Below are 18,359 nucleotides of genomic sequence, written 5' to 3' on the forward strand. Positions count from 1 at the left end.
TCGCACTACATGCAGTACGCCGCTGAAGCGACCAGTCATCCAGCTTTTGTCACACGCGTGACTGAGCTGATGAAGGTTCGAGAAATTTCCGCAACGAAGTTGGCTCAGCTATTGGAAGAATCTGAGTCTACGGTCAAGAACATGCTGTACAAGGGAACCTCGTGCACACGTGAGCGTCTTGTCCAGTTGGCCCGTGTCCTTGAAACCACAGTTGAGTACCTAGCAACTGGATCCGATACCACGAAAGTTGACGACTCAGTTTCTTTGATGGTTCAAAGTCCTGAACAATTAGCTTTCACCTTAGGCATCCTGGTTAAGGAGCCCCCTGCGATAGTCGTCGAATCAGTGCTTCGGACCTTGCCGATGCCTCTCAGGCTTTTGAGTGAGTACGGATTAACGCCGGAAAGCACCAGGGCAGTACTAGTGAATACTGATGCTTTAAAATCTGTCGTTTCCCGAAATGACATCATTCTTGTCGATATTTCCCAGAAAACACTTCACGAGGGTGTTTATCTGATTTCTATCCGAGATTCCGTAGTCCTCCGCCAAGTGTCGCCAGTTATCACTGGTTTTGCCTTGACGTCGACAAATCCCAATATCCTGGGTACCACAGTTCCAATTGACCCTGAAACAGGTTTTCCTAAAAACGCAGATACACGGGTAATTGCCAAGGTCGTTTGTAGAATGTCGTTGAGTGCACTTTAAAATAAAAGCCCGCTGATGAGCGGGCTTTGTATTTTCAGGCGAGTGACGTGTCGGCGCTGATTGAAAACTGACCCACCCTGCCGATTGAAAATTGACCCAGGGCGGATTGCTGATTTGGCATCAGCAATTGTGGATAAGCTTAGCAGTCGTGTCCCGGTGGAAGAGGCATTAAGCCCTACCGCATGTGGGCATGCGGCAGGGTATTTTCGGTGCGGATCAAAACAGCTCATCGTCCTCGGCACCATCATCGTCTTTGCGCTTTCGTTCACGTGATTTGATCTTGGTCTGGGCGACCAAGCTGCTGTGTTGGAGGCGGTAGGACTCGTTGCCCGTTTCGACGATGTGGCAGTGGTGTGTCAGCCGATCCAGCAACGCCGTGGTCATCTTGGCGTCACCAAACACACTCGACCATTCCGAGAAGCTGAGGTTGGTGGTGATCACCACGCTGGTGTGCTCGTACAGCTTGGACAGCAAGTGAAATAACAGGGCACCACCGCTCTGGCTGAAGGGCAAATACCCCAGTTCATCGAGTATCACCAGGTCTGTTCGTAACAGCCCTTGAGCTATGCGGCCCGTCTTGCCATCGTACTTTTCGCGCTCCAGCAGATTGACCAGATCCACCGTGGAGTAGAAGCGCACGCGTTTGTGATGCGTCGTGATCCCGGACACGGCCAAGGCGGTGGCGAGGTGTGTTTTGCCTGTTCCAGGCCCGCCGATGAATACGACATTCTGCGCGGTATCGGTGAACTCCAGGTTGGACAGATCCCTGACCAGGCGGGCGTCTGCGCTGGAAGCGCTAAAGTCGAAGCCGGCCAAATCACGATGCATGGGGAGTTTGGCCATATTCATCTGGTGGTTCACCGAGCGCACCGCTCGATCCGCATGTTCTTGTTGGAGAAGATGCTCAAGCAGCCATTTCGACGAGGTTGTTGAGGCTTCGCCTTGCGAGGTCAGTTCTTCCCAGGCGCTGGCCATACCATGCAGACGCAGTTCTTTGAGTTCCGCCTTAAGATCACGCATTGCGAGTCTCCTCATCGGTGGTACGGAGCCGGTCGTAGCGTGCCGTATTGGCGACAGGCACTATCTTGAGTTGAAGGCTGGTTTCGGCGGACGGAGGGGCTGCTGTCGATGTCAGTCGAGCCAGGACATTCAGGATGTGGTCAGCACTCAAGCTGCCTGATTCAAGTACCAACTCCACAGCCACCAACACGGCATCGAGCCCGGCGATGGGAACAGCCGCCAGTACCTGCGTCATGATTCGATCACCGTTGCTGTGACGCCTGAGACCGCGTTTTAGCAGTTGCAAAGGCTTCGGCAGATCAGCAAACGGAGCGCCATTACGCAGCGCTCCAGGCTTGCGCTCGATAAGCGGGATGTAATGCTGCCAGTCAAAACTGACCTGATCTCGATCAAACAGGCGCTCATGACTGGCAATCGTCGTTTCATCGGCGATGACTACAATCCGGGAAGGATACAGACGGCTGCTGACCCACTGGCCAACCCGCTCACACGGCACCGAATAGCGATTTCGCGCCACGCTGATCAGACAGGTGCTGGAGACCCGTACGGTGCGCTCGACGTAGCCATCAAAAACCGTGGGCATCGGCATCATTTCGACCCGCTCCAACTCCAGGACGTCGGCCACCGTCAGCCCGTTGTACTGCGGGTGCACCAGCTCGCTCCAGAGCGCACGACAGCGTTGGCCGAGCCAGACATTCAGTTCTTCAAAGGTGTGGAACATGCAGTTTTGAGCATCGAGCCAGATGCGCCGCCGGCTGTCCTGTACATTCTTTTCGACAATGCCTTTTTCCCAGCCAGAGGCCACGTTGCAGAAGTCCGGGTCGAACAGGTAGTGCGCACACATAACGGCAAACCGAGCATTGACCGTGCGACCCTTACCCTTGTTGACCTTGTCGACAGCGGTCTTCATGTTGTCGTAGATGCCGCGACGCGGCACCCCACCTAACGCGCCAAACGAGCGAGTATGGGCATCGAACAACATCTCGTGGCCTTGGCTGGGATACGCAACCAACCAAAATGCGCGACTGGCGCACAGCTTCATATGGGAGACCTGGATGCGTCGGAACAGGCCGCCGATCAGCAAACCTTCTTCGCTCCAGTCGAATTGAAAGGCCTCGCCGAGTGCAAAGGTCAGCGGTACGAAGGCCCGTAAAGACTTGCCTTGCTCGCCGCGCCAAGAGCGTATGAAGGCGGTGAGCTGGCTGTAGCCTCCGTCGTACCCTTCGGCCTTGATCTGTTCGAAGAGTGCTTTAGCACTTCTGCGGTTGTGCTTTGCCCTAAACGAATCGGCCTTGAGCGCCTGCTCCAGCGTCTCGTGAAATGGACTGAGTTTGTTGAAGATTGCGCACCGTTGATAGGCCGGCTGAGTGGCTTCGGGCGCTCTGACCCATTTTCGGATGGTGTTTCTCGATAGCCCAGTACGCTTGGCTATCTGATGCAACGACAGCTTGTCGCGGAAGTACATCCGCCGAATTTTCCCCATCATTTCCATGCTGATCACCCTGTGTTCTCCTGCCCGGAAATTGAGCAGAAGCAGTTGAACACCTGGGTCAATTTTCAGTCGGCAGAACAGCCTTTACTGGGTCAGTTTTCGGTCAGCGGCAACACGAGTGACGATTTGAAAGCAGGCCTATTTCGGTTCAGCAGTTGGGCCGGTGGGCTAGTTTCAGGGCCCGGACTCACAACTGCCGATACGACCTCATCGACCTGGGCTCGTCCAACCGCAGTTGGCTGATTTGGCTGCTGCCGGTTGCCATTCAATTGGTCCTTCGTGGGCTTTTCGATCGGCAGGGGAGAAGGCGTAACAGCTGTAACCGCTGTAACCGCATCTCCCACTAACACCCCGCTGTGTACTGCATCCTTAGGTACCTCATCCTGCGCATTAGCTGCCTTCACCTCATTGCCAGGCATGGGGGCCGGCATTGGCATCCTTACGCCTGTGGATTGTTCCCCCTCAAGCGTTTTCTCTGTCATCAGGCCCAGCTGAGCAAGGTAGAGAAGACGCCTGGCTCGACGCATTTTGGGCGTGCTCTCTAGATCCTTATAGAGAAGTTTTGACTCCGATGTCAGCTTGACCAGCATTTTCAGAGTGTCGTCGTCGTCTAACTTGCCCATGTTCATTCCCTTAACCGTGGTTCAGCCAATACCCGAAGGCATTCGAGATTACTGGTCGGTCCGAGGTTAACGTCTTGGAGCGGGGGAAAACCTGTTGAGCTGCAGATTTGTAGCAGTTGCCTCCACCACCCCCAAGCAGCACGAAATCGACTGCTTCCCCGTCTAGGAAGCGCATCTGTTGCTTCATGTTCAGGAGGGCTTTGGGTGCCACGATGTTGGACGCCTGCTCGATGAATGGGCCCAGATCGACTTCGTCACCAAACAGAAAGACGTGGTTGCGACCGTTCTGCATCGCGATTTCAATCTTGTCGCGGCCAGGTCCATTGCCCCCAAAATCCTTGGCGATTTCTACATTGATTGCATCCAGAAGGGCACTCATGGCCTCCATGGAGGAGTCCGATGAATCGCGGACAATGTCACCCCGGCGAAAGACAACCCAGTCAACAGAGAAGAACCCAGGGTCGAGCACGAGAAGGACTGACTCCTCAAGGATCTCTGGGTTTGGATGGGTTGCGTAGATGTAGTTCAGGGTGCCGACAGGTTGAGGGAGCACCGTGACCTTCTTCACGGTGATCTCGCGTTTGGGGGATACCTGGTGGGTACCTGTCAGTTGTGCGGTTAACCGCTCGACCAGCTCCACATTACGAGCTTGCTTCACGGGCAGGCCGGTGATCAGGTGGTCAATTACAGAGCGGCCGTCTGCGCACACTTCGCTGATCGACGCATTGAAGAGGGCGCGATAGGTATCGGTCGATGGATAGTCGGCGTGGAGTTCACGTTTAACTCCCGAGCGGCCCGGGTTCACGAAGCCGACCCACTGTTCGTTGTTCAAATAGACGTAGTGCTCTCCATCCTTCAGGTCAATGTTGCCATTGAGGCTGGTCACAGGTGCCGCTTGGGCAGGTCGAACCATCAGGCCAGGTTGATCCTGGTCGGCATGACCGTACGCCATCTTCACGTTCGAATATCCGATGTCCAGACCTACAACGAAGTCGCCGGTGGGTTTGTTTTTGCTGGCCATGTTGCTCCTTAAGCTCTCGCTTGGGTTTTCTATTGGTCCGAAGCTGTTTTCATTCGGTCGACAATCGATCGACAATCGAAACCAGCTGGCGGAATGGAGATTCTGTCTTCAGTGGTGCCGTCCCTTTGCTCGAACTTTCTTCGCAGCACAATCGGACGACAAACGCACTTCACGCTCAAATCCTGCCATCGATTTCCAATATGCAACCCTCCAATTCGACCCAATTTTCAGTCCCGGCAAAGGGCGCGAAAATGGTGTTTTGCGCTTCCGAGCGCTTCCGAGCGCTTCCGAGCGACTCCGCAGCGATATAGAGCTCAATTCTCGATAAATTCCCTTATAGGGGTAATGCAGCCATCAATCCGAGTAGATATGACAAGAAAAGTAATCTAGGAAGGTAGATTCCCCCTATAGGGGATTTTGTCGCACTACATTCCCTCCATAACTTTCAGCCCAAAAGTAGGGCTAGATTCCCCCTATAAGGGAATTTCGCATTCGTGTAGAGTTTTGCCGAAATTGGCAATTGGGCCATGAATTTTTGCCCCTTCGGAACTGTTCGCTTTTCTAGGGGAAATCTAGATTTCTGTATTCCTATTATAAGGGTAGGGTAATGATTGATCCGATAGAGCACCCTTCAGTGCGTGGCAAGCTGAGCGCCAAGTACCTCGAGATGATTCGCGAGCTCGACACGATTCACTTCATGTTGAGGGATCAGGCAATCGAGCTTAGGGACGCATTCTTTGCGGACGCAAAACGAGAGGGGAAAATCCTCTACCGGACGGTGCAGGTGAAGGTGAATAAGCAGGAGTCTGTGTCGATCATTTGGAAGCGAGTGAGCTTTGTCGACTTGCCTGGCGGTAAGAAGAAACAGAGAACGACGGCGATTCCAAAAGGGAAGGGACACAGCTACAGGGAGGACGCGGTTGTGAAGAAAGCGGACTACTGGTTGCAGCAACTGTTTCACACCTATGAGCCCAAATTCGCAATCATCCGAGAAAGTCTCGTGTCGAACATGAAGGCCCGGAAGACGCTATTGGAGCTACAGCGTCGGGTGAATGCTAATCCTCCGATTGAGTGAGGGTTGCACATTGGCGAGAGGGTATAGAGTCGGGATATCCAATTAACGAGCAGGATTGACCATGAGCAATACGCCTCACGAGACCTTGATCACCATTGATAAGGTAGAGCTGGACCTTTGGGCCGACATCTACTTGCGCATTCCACGCCATCCGGCCACCCAGTCCACCAACATCCGGCCACCCGTTCCACGCTCATCCGGCCAGGCAGTCGGAGCGCAGCGACGCAGGTTTGCATTGTTAGTCTGAAGTCCCTGTCGTCGTCAATTTCGTTGCGCGTCTGCGCATCGATTCGCCCTTCAGTTCGATCCGATAAGCGTTGTGCACCAGCCGGTCGAGGATCGCGTCGCCCAAGGTCGGATCGCCGATCAGTGCATGCCATTTGTCCACGGGCATCTGGCTGGTGACCAGCGTCGAGCGGTTGCCGTAGCGGTCGTCCAATAGCTCAAGCATGTCGCGCCGTTGCGGTGCGGTAAACGGCGCCAGGCCCCAGTCGTCCAGGATCAGCAAGTCGGTCTTGGCATAGCCCGCCATCAGTTTCGCGAATCGACCGTCTCCGTGGGCCAGGCCCAGTTCCTCCATCAGGCGCGGCAGACGCAAGTAGCGCACGCTGTAGCCGTCACGGCAGGCCTTGTGGGCCAGCGCGCAGGCGAGCCAGGTTTTGCCTACACCGGTCGGGCCGCCGATGATCAGGTTCAAGCCATCGCGCAGCCATTGGCCGCTGCCCAGTTGCAGGATCAGGGACTTGTCCAGGCCGCGTGGGCTGCGGTAATCGATGTCTTCCAGGCAAGCGTTGTGGCGCAGTCGTGCCAGTTTCAGCCGGCTGCTCAGACGCGTGTTTTCACGTTCGGTCAGCTCGCGGTCGATCATCAGGCCGAGGCGTTCGTCGAAGCTCAGATCATTGATATCGGGCGTGGCGTGTTGCTCGCTCAGCGCCTTGATCATGCCGTGCAGGCGCAGGGTTTGCAGCTTGTCGAGTGTCGGATTGGGCAGCATTTTGGTGCTCCTTTTTCAGGTCAGTGGTAGTAGCCAGGGCCGCGCAGGTTGATGTGTTCGTCGGGCAGTAGCGGCAGGTTTTGCTGGGACAGCGGTAGCTTTTCCAGCCCTTGGCGCAGGATCGATTCAAGGCTTTTGTAGCTGCACGCGCCCAGTGCCAGCGCTCGCTGGCAAGCGGCTTCCAGCCGCTCTTCGCCGTGCTGCTTGCTCAGGCGCAGGATGCCCAGGCAGGCGCGGAAGCCGTGCTGAGGATGGATTCGGCGCTCAAGGATGTAGGCGATAACGCCAGCGGTGTTAGGCCCGGTCTGCTCGGCCCAGCGGATCAGCCGTTGCGGTGTCCATTCGGCGTGCTCCCGGTGGCTCTTGGGCATGTGCTCGGTTTGGGTGGTGTGGCGGCCTTTGTGCAGCGAGCGCAGGTGACTGGCCACCCGCTGGTTGGCGTGGAAGCACTCGACGGTCTTAGCGGTTAGCCGCACTTCGAGTTGGTGCTTCACCAACTGGTACGGCACCGAGTAGTAATGGCCCTCGACCTCGACGTGGTAGTCGATGTGCACCCGCACCTTTTTCCATTCGGCGTAGATGTACGGATGTTCTGGTAGCGGTTGCAGTGCGGGTTGGTCGATGGTCTCAAAGGCCGAGCGGCGTGAGCCGGGCAGCTTCTTGAAGGGCTTTTGATTGAGGCGTTCGAGCAGCAGGCTGATTGCCGTGTTGAGTTCGCCCAGCGAGAAGAACTGGCGGTTGCGCAGCGCGGCGAGGATCCAGCGCTCGACGACTTGCACGCCGACTTCGACCTTGGCTTTGTCCTTGGGTTTGCGCGAGCGAGCAGGTAATACGGCGATGCCGTAATGCTCGGCGAGATCGCGGTAACTGGGGTTGATGTCGGGCTCGTAGCGATGCGCCTTGGTGACGCCGCTGCGCAGATTATCGGGCACCAGGATCTGCGATGTGCCACCGAAAAAAGCAAAACAGCGGGCGTGCGAGCCCAGCCAGTCAGGCAGCTTCTGCGACCAGGTGGCCTCGGCAAAGGTGTAGCTGGACGCGCCGAGAACGGCGACGAAGATCTGCGTTTGGCGGATCTCGCCGGTTCGCCGATCAATGACCGGTACGGTCTGGCCGGCGTAATCGACGAACAGCTTTTCGCCGGCACGGTGCTCCTGGCGCATGACCACGTCGACCTTGGCGGCCCAGAGGCGGTAGTGCTCGCAGAACCAGCTGTATTGGAAGCCTTGCGGGTGGGCGAGTCGGTATTCCTGCCAAAGCAGGGCCAGAGTTACGCCGGGGCGGCGTAACTCCCCGTGTACATGAGCCCAGTCTGGCACCGGCCTTTGATCGCTGGGAACGGTGGGCGGCGGCGGAAAAAGATGCCGTTGTAACTCGGCGTCAGTCAGCGCAGAGGGCCAGGTCAGGCCGCTGGCAGCAAAGCGATTGAGGTACTCACCGACGCTGGCTCGGCCTACTTGCAAGCTGCCAGCGACCTGGCGGGCAGATAGGCCGACCTCGAATTTGAGACGTAGCACTTCTCGAATTTTACGCATGGATAAACGCTCCACGACGACCTCTCTGCTTCGATAAAAGAGGTCGATGGTAGTGAATAATCCTGCGTTGCTGCCTGCCTTAAGGGTGGCCGGATGAGCGTGGAATGGGTGGCCGGATCATCGTGGAATCAGTGGCCGGATGTTTATGGAATAGGTGGCCGGATGGCCGTGGAATCCGCATTAGTGTTGCGAGTCCCCCCTGTAGCCCGCCGAATTCCACGATTAAAAGCCAAAAAGACACCTTCGGCACGAAAGGCGTAATTAAAGGTTGACGGCAGATTCTGGAAGTCTATAATTCGCCCCACTTCCGGCGCAGTCGAAACGGAAAACTCCTTGGTAAACAATGAGTTATGCAGTTTTCGACAGCGAGTTGCTTCAGGTCATCGAAGCCCAGAAGGAGTTGAAAGAGCAGGGTTGTTTGGCTCTTTTGACGGTTCGATCTTCTCGGTCGACAGCGGTGTAAAAGAGGTGTTGACAGCAGCGAGTAACGCTGTAGAATTCGCCTCCCGCTAACGAGAGATCGCAAGCGCAAGTGGTTGAAGTTGCAAAGGAAACTTTGAAAACTTCGAAAAATAACCGCTTGACAGCAACAGAGGCTGCTGTAGAATGCGCGCCTCGGTTGAGATGAAAGATCTTAACCAACCGCTCTTTAACAACTGAATCAAGCAATTCGTGTGGGTGCTTGTGGAGTCAGACTGATAGTCAACAAGATTATCAGCATCACAAGTTACTCCGCGAGAAATCAAAGATGTAACCAACGATTGCTGAGCCAAGTTTAGGGTTTCTTAAAAACCCAAAGATGTTTGAACTGAAGAGTTTGATCATGGCTCAGATTGAACGCTGGCGGCAGGCCTAACACATGCAAGTCGAGCGGCAGCACGGGTACTTGTACCTGGTGGCGAGCGGCGGACGGGTGAGTAATGCCTAGGAATCTGCCTGGTAGTGGGGGATAACGCTCGGAAACGGACGCTAATACCGCATACGTCCTACGGGAGAAAGCAGGGGACCTTCGGGCCTTGCGCTATCAGATGAGCCTAGGTCGGATTAGCTAGTTGGTGAGGTAATGGCTCACCAAGGCGACGATCCGTAACTGGTCTGAGAGGATGATCAGTCACACTGGAACTGAGACACGGTCCAGACTCCTACGGGAGGCAGCAGTGGGGAATATTGGACAATGGGCGAAAGCCTGATCCAGCCATGCCGCGTGTGTGAAGAAGGTCTTCGGATTGTAAAGCACTTTAAGTTGGGAGGAAGGGCATTTACCTAATACGTAAGTGTTTTGACGTTACCGACAGAATAAGCACCGGCTAACTCTGTGCCAGCAGCCGCGGTAATACAGAGGGTGCAAGCGTTAATCGGAATTACTGGGCGTAAAGCGCGCGTAGGTGGTTCGTTAAGTTGGATGTGAAATCCCCGGGCTCAACCTGGGAACTGCATTCAAAACTGTCGAGCTAGAGTATGGTAGAGGGTGGTGGAATTTCCTGTGTAGCGGTGAAATGCGTAGATATAGGAAGGAACACCAGTGGCGAAGGCGACCACCTGGACTGATACTGACACTGAGGTGCGAAAGCGTGGGGAGCAAACAGGATTAGATACCCTGGTAGTCCACGCCGTAAACGATGTCAACTAGCCGTTGGGAGCCTTGAGCTCTTAGTGGCGCAGCTAACGCATTAAGTTGACCGCCTGGGGAGTACGGCCGCAAGGTTAAAACTCAAATGAATTGACGGGGGCCCGCACAAGCGGTGGAGCATGTGGTTTAATTCGAAGCAACGCGAAGAACCTTACCAGGCCTTGACATCCAATGAACTTTCCAGAGATGGATTGGTGCCTTCGGGAACATTGAGACAGGTGCTGCATGGCTGTCGTCAGCTCGTGTCGTGAGATGTTGGGTTAAGTCCCGTAACGAGCGCAACCCTTGTCCTTAGTTACCAGCACGTAATGGTGGGCACTCTAAGGAGACTGCCGGTGACAAACCGGAGGAAGGTGGGGATGACGTCAAGTCATCATGGCCCTTACGGCCTGGGCTACACACGTGCTACAATGGTCGGTACAGAGGGTTGCCAAGCCGCGAGGTGGAGCTAATCCCAGAAAACCGATCGTAGTCCGGATCGCAGTCTGCAACTCGACTGCGTGAAGTCGGAATCGCTAGTAATCGCGAATCAGAATGTCGCGGTGAATACGTTCCCGGGCCTTGTACACACCGCCCGTCACACCATGGGAGTGGGTTGCACCAGAAGTAGCTAGTCTAACCTTCGGGAGGACGGTTACCACGGTGTGATTCATGACTGGGGTGAAGTCGTAACAAGGTAGCCGTAGGGGAACCTGCGGCTGGATCACCTCCTTAATCGACGACATCAGCTGCTCCATAAGTTCCCACACGAATTGCTTGATTCATTGAAGAAGACGATAAGAAGCAGCCCGAAATTGGGTCTGTAGCTCAGTTGGTTAGAGCGCACCCCTGATAAGGGTGAGGTCGGCAGTTCGAATCTGCCCAGACCCACCAATTTTGTGTGGGAAACACCTGTAGAAATACGGGGCCATAGCTCAGCTGGGAGAGCGCCTGCCTTGCACGCAGGAGGTCAACGGTTCGATCCCGTTTGGCTCCACCACTACTGCTTCTGTTTGTTGAAAGCTTAGAAATGAGCATTCCACCAAGATGGTGATGAATGTTGATTTCTAGTCTTTGATTAGATCGTTCTTTAAAAATTTGGGTATGTGATAGAAAGATAGACTGGACGTTACTTTCACTGGTAACGGATCAGGCTAAGGTAAAATTTGTGAGTTGCTCTTTGGAGCAAGAATCGAATTTTCGGCGAATGTCGTCTTCACAGTATAACCAGATTGCTTGGGGTTATATGGTCAAGTGAAGAAGCGCATACGGTGGATGCCTTGGCAGTCAGAGGCGATGAAAGACGTGGTAGCCTGCGAAAAGCTTCGGGGAGTCGGCAAACAGACTTTGATCCGGAGATGTCTGAATGGGGGAACCCAGCCATCATAAGATGGTTATCTTAAGCTGAATACATAGGCTTAAGAGGCGAACCAGGGGAACTGAAACATCTAAGTACCCTGAGGAAAAGAAATCAACCGAGATTCCCTTAGTAGTGGCGAGCGAACGGGGACTAGCCCTTAAGTGGCTTTGAGATTAGCGGAACGTTCTGGAAAGTACGGCCATAGTGGGTGATAGCCCTGTACGCGAAAATCTCTTAGTCATGAAATCGAGTAGGACGGAGCACGAGAAACTTTGTCTGAATATGGGGGGACCATCCTCCAAGGCTAAATACTACTGACTGACCGATAGTGAACTAGTACCGTGAGGGAAAGGCGAAAAGAACCCCGGAGAGGGGAGTGAAATAGATCCTGAAACCGTATGCGTACAAGCAGTGGGAGCCCACTTTGTTGGGTGACTGCGTACCTTTTGTATAATGGGTCAGCGACTTATTTTCAGTGGCGAGCTTAACCGAATAGGGGAGGCGTAGCGAAAGCGAGTCTTAATAGGGCGTCTAGTCGCTGGGAATAGACCCGAAACCGGGCGATCTATCCATGGGCAGGTTGAAGGTTGGGTAACACTAACTGGAGGACCGAACCGACTACCGTTGAAAAGTTAGCGGATGACCTGTGGATCGGAGTGAAAGGCTAATCAAGCTCGGAGATAGCTGGTTCTCCTCGAAAGCTATTTAGGTAGCGCCTCATGTATCACTGTAGGGGGTAGAGCACTGTTTCGGCTAGGGGGTCATCCCGACTTACCAAACCGATGCAAACTCCGAATACCTACAAGTGCCGAGCATGGGAGACACACGGCGGGTGCTAACGTCCGTCGTGAAAAGGGAAACAACCCAGACCGTCAGCTAAGGTCCCAAAGTTATGGTTAAGTGGGAAACGATGTGGGAAGGCTTAGACAGCTAGGAGGTTGGCTTAGAAGCAGCCACCCTTTAAAGAAAGCGTAATAGCTCACTAGTCGAGTCGGCCTGCGCGGAAGATGTAACGGGGCTCAAACCATACACCGAAGCTACGGGTATCACTTAGGTGATGCGGTAGAGGAGCGTTCTGTAAGCCTGTGAAGGTGAGTTGAGAAGCTTGCTGGAGGTATCAGAAGTGCGAATGCTGACATGAGTAACGACAATGGGTGTGAAAAACACCCACGCCGAAAGACCAAGGTTTCCTGCGCAACGTTAATCGACGCAGGGTTAGTCGGTCCCTAAGGCGAGGCTGAAAAGCGTAGTCGATGGAAAACAGGTTAATATTCCTGTACTTCTGGTTATTGCGATGGAGGGACGGAGAAGGCTAGGCCAGCTTGGCGTTGGTTGTCCAAGTTTAAGGTGGTAGGCTGGAATCTTAGGTAAATCCGGGATTCTAAGGCCGAGAGCTGATGACGAGTGTTCTTTTAGAACACGAAGTGGTTGATGCCATGCTTCCAAGAAAAGCTTCTAAGCTTCAGGTAACCAGGAACCGTACCCCAAACCGACACAGGTGGTTGGGTAGAGAATACCAAGGCGCTTGAGAGAACTCGGGTGAAGGAACTAGGCAAAATGGCACCGTAACTTCGGGAGAAGGTGCGCCGGTGAGGGTGAAGCATTTACTGCGTAAGCCCATGCCGGTCGAAGATACCAGGCCGCTGCGACTGTTTATTAAAAACACAGCACTCTGCAAACACGAAAGTGGACGTATAGGGTGTGACGCCTGCCCGGTGCCGGAAGGTTAATTGATGGGGTTAGCTAACGCGAAGCTCTTGATCGAAGCCCCGGTAAACGGCGGCCGTAACTATAACGGTCCTAAGGTAGCGAAATTCCTTGTCGGGTAAGTTCCGACCTGCACGAATGGCGTAACGATGGCGGCGCTGTCTCCACCCGAGACTCAGTGAAATTGAAATCGCTGTGAAGATGCAGTGTATCCGCGGCTAGACGGAAAGACCCCGTGAACCTTTACTATAGCTTTGCACTGGACTTTGAATTTGCTTGTGTAGGATAGGTGGGAGGCTTTGAAGCGTGGACGCCAGTTCGCGTGGAGCCAACCTTGAAATACCACCCTGGCAACTTTGAGGTTCTAACTCAGGTCCGTTATCCGGATCGAGGACAGTGTATGGTGGGTAGTTTGACTGGGGCGGTCTCCTCCTAAAGAGTAACGGAGGAGTACGAAGGTGCGCTCAGACCGGTCGGAAATCGGTCGTAGAGTATAAAGGCAAAAGCGCGCTTGACTGCGAGACAGACACGTCGAGCAGGTACGAAAGTAGGTCTTAGTGATCCGGTGGTTCTGTATGGAAGGGCCATCGCTCAACGGATAAAAGGTACTCCGGGGATAACAGGCTGATACCGCCCAAGAGTTCATATCGACGGCGGTGTTTGGCACCTCGATGTCGGCTCATCACATCCTGGGGCTGAAGCCGGTCCCAAGGGTATGGCTGTTCGCCATTTAAAGTGGTACGCGAGCTGGGTTTAGAACGTCGTGAGACAGTTCGGTCCCTATCTGCCGTGGACGTTTGAGATTTGAGAGGGGCTGCTCCTAGTACGAGAGGACCGGAGTGGACGAACCTCTGGTGTTCCGGTTGTCACGCCAGTGGCATTGCCGGGTAGCTATGTTCGGAATAGATAACCGCTGAAAGCATCTAAGCGGGAAACTAGCCTCAAGATGAGATCTCACTGGGACCTTGAGTCCCCTGAAGGGCCGTCGAAGACTACGACGTTGATAGGTTGGGTGTGTAAGCGCTGTGAGGCGTTGAGCTAACCAATACTAATTGCCCGTGAGGCTTGACCATATAACACCCAAGCAATTTGTATGCTTCGAGCTGAAAGGCAAAGGGCACCAGATTGCGGTGTGTGAAGACGAAACGAACCGAAAGTTCGAGATACTCACAAAACACCTGGCTATCACATACCCATTCGCTGGAGCGTGAACCTGCAAAGGCCCACGACCTGGCTACCGAATTTCTTGACGACCATAGAGCATTGGAACCACCTGATCCCATCCCGAACTCAGCAGTGAAACGATGCATCGCCGATGGTAGTGTGGGGTTTCCCCATGTGAGAGTAGGTCATCGTCAAGATTAAATTCCGAAACCCCTATCTGCGTATGCAGGTAGGGGTTTTGTTTTGTCCGCAGGAAAGTGCCTTTCAGTTAAAGCACAAATTTGCACAGTTATTTTCGATCCATGACACTAGAATAGGTCCAACTTTTTCGGAGCCAGAGCCTTTATGCCAGAACCGGTTGACGCCCCAGGGCTGTCAGAATTACCGCTGGACGACTTGGTAGCGTGTCATGAGTGCGATTTGTTGATGCGCAAGCCCGAACTCGCCCATGGCGAGAAAGCCCTCTGTCCGCGCTGCGGCTACGAGCTCTACGCCCATCGGCATAACGTCGTACAGCGCAGTCTCGCGTTGGTTCTCGCCGCTCTGTTGTTGTACATCCCGGCGAACTTTTTACCCATCATGGAGCTCCATCTACTCGGGCAGTCATCGCACGACACCGTCTGGAGCGGCGTTGTTGGCCTTTTCGATACCGGAATGCAGGGCGTTGCAGTCGTGGTGTTTCTCTGCAGCATGGGAATCCCGCTGCTCAAGTTACTTTGCCAACTGGTTGTACTGCTGAGTATTCGTTTTGATATCGGACGCAGTTACGGCCTGTTGCTCTACCGCATTTATCACCACTTACGCGATTGGGGGATGCTCGAGGTCTACCTCATGGGCGTACTGGTGGCGATCGTCAAATTGGCAGATATGGCAGCAATTACCGTCGGGTTTGGCCTGGTGTGCTTCATCGGTTTGTTGTTGGTTCAGGTCTGGTTGGAGGTTGTGATGTCGCCCCATCAGATCTGGCAGGCTTTATCAGGAGAGGATGCCCATGCGGGCGATTGATGCAGGCATTCTGATTTGCGTCGAATGCCATGAATTGAACAAGCAGGAAGCCGATACCGACGAGCAGGTCTGCACCCGTTGTGGTGCGCTGGTTCACGCCCGTCGTCCGAACAGTGTGATGCGTACCTGGGCGCTGCTGGTGACCGCTGCGGTTCTCTACATCCCGGCCAACGTGTTGCCGATCATGACCGTCAGTTCACTGGGGCAGGGCGATCCCAGCACCATCATGTCCGGTGTGATCCAACTCGTTCAGCACGGCATGATCCCCATCGCCGCCGTGGTTTTTATCGCCAGTATTCTGGTGCCAACATTCAAATTGGTGGGCATCGCACTGCTGCTGTTTTCCGTGCAGCGCCGCCAACCCCTGTCGGCTCGCCAACGTATTTGGATGTACCGCTTTATTGAGTTCATTGGCCGCTGGTCGATGCTCGATATCTTTGTAATCGCCATCCTGGTGGCGGTTGTGAATTTCGGACGGCTTGCCAGCATCGAAGCCAATCTTGGCGCCATCGCTTTCGCCAGTGTGGTGATTCTGACGATGCTTGCCGCAGTAACTTTTGATCCCCGACTGATTTGGGATAACACGGAGTCGGACGACGACCATGACTGATTTGCCTACAGCAAAAACCCGACCGGCCTCGAACTGGTCAGCTATTTGGGTGTTGCCCCTTATTGCCCTGATCATCGGCGGCTGGCTTGGCTGGCGAGCCTATAACGAGACCGGCATCGAGATTCAGGTGCGATTCGAAAGCGGTGAAGGCATTCAGGCCAACAAGACTGAAGTCGTCTATAAAGGTATGTCGGTCGGGAAGGTAAAGACCCTCAAACTCGATGACGAAGGTGCCTCCAAAGGCGTAATCGCTACCATCGATATGAACAAGGACGTGGAGCCATACTTGCGGACCAGCACCCGTTTCTGGCTGATCAAGCCGAGTGTGACGCTGGCCGGCATCACTGGCCTGGAGACACTGGTCTCGGGGAACTACGTGGCGATCAGTCCGGGCGAAGGTGAGCCGACCCGCAAGTTCAAAGCCCTGGCTGAAGAACCACCACTGTCGGACGCCCAGCCCGGTCTCCACTTGACCATCAAGGCTGATCGTCTCGGTTCACTCAATCGCGGTAGCCCGGTGTTTTACAAGCAGATCAAGGTCGGCCAGATCAAAAGTTATCTGCTGTCCGAAGACCAGAGCACCGTCGAACTCAAGGTTTTCATCGAGCCCACCTACGCCAAGCTGGTGCGCAAACACACGCGTTTCTGGAATGCCAGCGGCATCAGCATCGACGCCAACCTGTCGGGTGTGAAGGTGCGCAGCGAGTCCCTGGCCAGCATCGTTGCCGGCGGTATCGCGTTTGCCACGCCGGAGAACCGCAAGGACAGTCCGCCCACCGATCCGAGCCTGCCGTTTCGTCTCTACGAAGATTTTGATGCGGCGGCGGCCGGTATTCGGGTCAAGGTCAAACTCAGCGACTTCGAAGGCATGCAGGCGGGTCGCACACCGGTGATGTACAAAGGCATCCAGGTCGGCAATCTGAAAGCGCTCAAGGTCGATCCTGATCTATCAAGTGCCACCGCCGAATTGACCCTCGATCCTCTGGCCGAAGATTACCTGGTCGAAGGCACCCAGTTCTGGGTGGTCAAACCGTCGATTTCGCTTGCCGGTATCACCGGTCTCGAAGCGTTGGTCAAAGGTAATTACATTGCCGTGCGTCCCGGGGACAAAGGCGCCGCACCGCAGCGCGAGTTTGTCGCACGGCCGAAGGCACCCCCGCTCGACTTGCGTGCGCCAGGATTGCACCTGGTGCTGTTCACCGAAAACCTCGGCTCGCTGGAAGTCGGCAGCCCGATTCTCTATAAGCAGGTCAAGGTCGGTTCGGTCCAGAGTTATCAGTTTTCCCGCACCAAAAAACAGTTGGTGATTGGTGTTCACATCGAGAAGGAATACGAAGGGCTGGTCAACGCCTCGACACGGTTCTGGAATGCCAGCGGCATCACGCTCACCGGCGGGTTGACCGGTGGAATCCAGGTCAAAAGTGAGTCGCTGCAAAGCCTGATGGCTGGCGGCATTGCCTTTGAAACCCCGGAAGCCAAGGCGCCGTTGCAGAAGCGGATTCCACGTTTCCGTTTGTTCACCAGTCATGATGAGGCGACGCAAAAAGGCGCCGTGGTGACGATCAGGGTTGATCGCGCCGATGGCTTGCACAGCGGCACACCGATTCGCTTCAAAGGCCTGGATGTTGGCAAGATTGAAGACGTCGACCTCAGCGATGACCTGCAATCAGTGTTGCTGACTGCACGAATCACCGAAGTGCCGGAGCGTATCGCCCGGGTTGGCAGTCAGTTCTGGGTTGTCAAACCTGAACTCGGTCTGATCAAGACATCCAACCTGGAAACGCTGGTCACTGGCCAATACATCGAAGTGGAACCGGCCGCGAAAAATCTCGGCCCACAGAAGAACTTCGTGGCCCTGAGCAATCCGCCGGAAACCGCTAAACAGGAGGCCGGTTTGAGTCTGGTGTTGAGCGCAGCTCGCCGTGGTTCGCTGAAAACAGGTGTGCCGGTCACTTATCGCGAAATCACCGTGGGCAAGGTGACAGGCTATGAACTCGGCCAGACGGCGGACCGTGTGTTGGTGCACATCCTGATCGAGCCGAAGTACGCGCCGTTGGTGCGCAGCGGCACGCGTTTCTGGAACTCCAGTGGTTTTGGTTTTGATTACGGCTTGTTCAAAGGTGCGACGATGCGTACCGAATCGCTGGAGACCCTGATTCAGGGCGGTATCGCTTTCGCCACGCCGGACGGCGAGCGGATGGGCAGCCCGGCGCGACCTGAGCAAACGTTCCCGCTGTTCGATAAGTTCGAAGACGAATGGCTGACCTGGGCGCCGAAGATCTCAATCGGTAAATAACGGGAAATTATTTGGGTGTCTGTGATGGCGCTTCGCGAGCAGGCTCGCTCCTACAGAGATGTGCTGTGAGCGCAGAATGTGTGTCTGGCACTTATACAATGTGGGAGCGAGCCTGCTCGCGAAGAGGCCTTGAAACTCACTGA

The 18,359-nt window shown here is 54.7% G+C and carries 12 protein-coding genes, 2 tRNA genes, 3 rRNA genes and 1 pseudogene; 12 read left to right on the forward strand and 6 right to left on the reverse strand.

The features are described from left to right. Positions 1-9: 9 nt before the first annotated feature. Entirely contained in the window at positions 10-705 is a 696-nt protein-coding gene (locus AC3I0A_RS28600; RefSeq protein ID WP_050682275.1) for a LexA family transcriptional regulator, read from the forward strand. 216 nt (positions 706-921) lie between these two features. Here the strand turns inward: AC3I0A_RS28600 and istB (AC3I0A_RS28605) are convergent, their stop codons facing one another. From istB (AC3I0A_RS28605) to AC3I0A_RS28620, 4 genes are all read right to left on the reverse strand, one after another. Next, positions 922-1,725, reverse strand: coding sequence for an IS21-like element helper ATPase IstB (istB, locus tag AC3I0A_RS28605; protein WP_150747169.1), 804 nt, complete (start codon positions 1,723-1,725; stop codon positions 922-924). Beyond that, positions 1,718-3,217 carry an IS21 family transposase gene (istA, locus tag AC3I0A_RS28610; protein WP_191637083.1) on the reverse strand — a complete coding sequence of 500 codons (1,500 nt, stop codon included), beginning with the start codon at positions 3,215-3,217 and terminating at the stop codon, positions 1,718-1,720. The genes istB (AC3I0A_RS28605) and istA (AC3I0A_RS28610) overlap by 8 nt, the downstream gene beginning before the upstream one ends. Before the next feature lie 92 nt (positions 3,218-3,309). Next, the gene (locus AC3I0A_RS28615) at positions 3,310-3,840 is read right to left on the reverse strand and encodes a hypothetical protein (protein WP_489378653.1); all 531 of its coding nucleotides are present in this window, start codon (positions 3,838-3,840) and stop codon (positions 3,310-3,312) included. A 10-nt stretch (positions 3,841-3,850) separates the two neighbouring features. Further along, positions 3,851-4,861 (reverse strand): ParM/StbA family protein, encoded by a 1,011-nt coding sequence (locus AC3I0A_RS28620; protein ID WP_050682273.1) that lies wholly within the window; start codon positions 4,859-4,861, stop codon positions 3,851-3,853. 607 nt (positions 4,862-5,468) lie between these two features. On the opposite strand from AC3I0A_RS28620, the gene mobI reads away from it, so the two are divergent. Both mobI and AC3I0A_RS28630 read left to right on the forward strand, forming a co-directional pair. Then, positions 5,469-5,936, forward strand: a complete 468-nt coding sequence (gene mobI, locus AC3I0A_RS28625) for a conjugative transfer protein MobI(A/C) (RefSeq protein ID WP_050682272.1) — start codon at positions 5,469-5,471, stop codon at positions 5,934-5,936. Between the two features lie 61 nt (positions 5,937-5,997). Then, on the forward strand, positions 5,998-6,183 hold the full coding sequence (locus AC3I0A_RS28630; RefSeq protein ID WP_489378654.1) for a hypothetical protein: 186 nt from the start codon (positions 5,998-6,000) through the stop codon (positions 6,181-6,183). Here the strand turns inward: AC3I0A_RS28630 and istB (AC3I0A_RS28635) are convergent. Together istB (AC3I0A_RS28635) and istA (AC3I0A_RS28640) are read right to left on the reverse strand one after the other, a co-directional pair. After that, complete coding sequence (gene istB, locus AC3I0A_RS28635) at positions 6,175-6,930, reverse strand: IS21-like element ISPre4 family helper ATPase IstB (RefSeq protein ID WP_011077977.1); 756 nt, start codon at positions 6,928-6,930, stop codon at positions 6,175-6,177. The two genes, AC3I0A_RS28630 and istB (AC3I0A_RS28635), sit on opposite strands and share 9 nt — an antisense overlap. A 20-nt stretch (positions 6,931-6,950) precedes the next feature. Continuing rightward, on the reverse strand, positions 6,951-8,465 hold the full coding sequence (gene istA / locus AC3I0A_RS28640) for an IS21-like element ISPre4 family transposase (protein WP_041771204.1): 1,515 nt from the start codon (positions 8,463-8,465) through the stop codon (positions 6,951-6,953). Positions 8,466-8,645: 180 nt separating this feature from the next. Between istA (AC3I0A_RS28640) and AC3I0A_RS28645 the strand changes: the two are divergent. The 9 genes and pseudogenes from AC3I0A_RS28645 to AC3I0A_RS28685 form a co-directional block, all read left to right on the forward strand. After that, positions 8,646-8,726: pseudogene (locus tag AC3I0A_RS28645) on the forward strand (protein-methionine-sulfoxide reductase heme-binding subunit MsrQ); the annotation flags it as partial. Between the two features lie 544 nt (positions 8,727-9,270). Beyond that, positions 9,271-10,809: ribosomal RNA gene (locus AC3I0A_RS28650) — 16S ribosomal RNA — on the forward strand. 82 nt (positions 10,810-10,891) lie between these two features. After that, a tRNA-Ile gene (locus tag AC3I0A_RS28655) sits at positions 10,892-10,968 on the forward strand. 30 nt (positions 10,969-10,998) lie between these two features. Then, positions 10,999-11,074, forward strand: a tRNA-Ala gene (locus AC3I0A_RS28660). Between the two features lie 248 nt (positions 11,075-11,322). Then, positions 11,323-14,214 (forward strand): 23S ribosomal RNA (locus AC3I0A_RS28665). Between the two features lie 172 nt (positions 14,215-14,386). After that, positions 14,387-14,502 (forward strand): 5S ribosomal RNA (rrf, locus tag AC3I0A_RS28670). The 16S, 23S and 5S rRNA genes sit together here with 2 tRNA genes alongside, the layout of an rRNA operon. Before the next feature lie 148 nt (positions 14,503-14,650). Next, positions 14,651-15,310: a paraquat-inducible protein A gene (locus AC3I0A_RS28675; RefSeq protein WP_076029750.1), complete on the forward strand. Its 660-nt coding sequence runs from the start codon at positions 14,651-14,653 to the stop codon at positions 15,308-15,310. Next, positions 15,297-15,920 (forward strand): paraquat-inducible protein A, encoded by a 624-nt coding sequence (locus tag AC3I0A_RS28680; protein ID WP_076029751.1) that lies wholly within the window; start codon positions 15,297-15,299, stop codon positions 15,918-15,920. The genes AC3I0A_RS28675 and AC3I0A_RS28680 overlap by 14 nt, the downstream gene beginning before the upstream one ends. Beyond that, positions 15,913-18,216 (forward strand): PqiB family protein, encoded by a 2,304-nt coding sequence (locus AC3I0A_RS28685; RefSeq protein WP_489378655.1) that lies wholly within the window; start codon positions 15,913-15,915, stop codon positions 18,214-18,216. The genes AC3I0A_RS28680 and AC3I0A_RS28685 overlap by 8 nt, the downstream gene beginning before the upstream one ends. Positions 18,217-18,359: the final 143 nt, after the last annotated feature.

It is taken from the genome of Pseudomonas sp. KH_024_B2, from assembly GCF_057839965.1.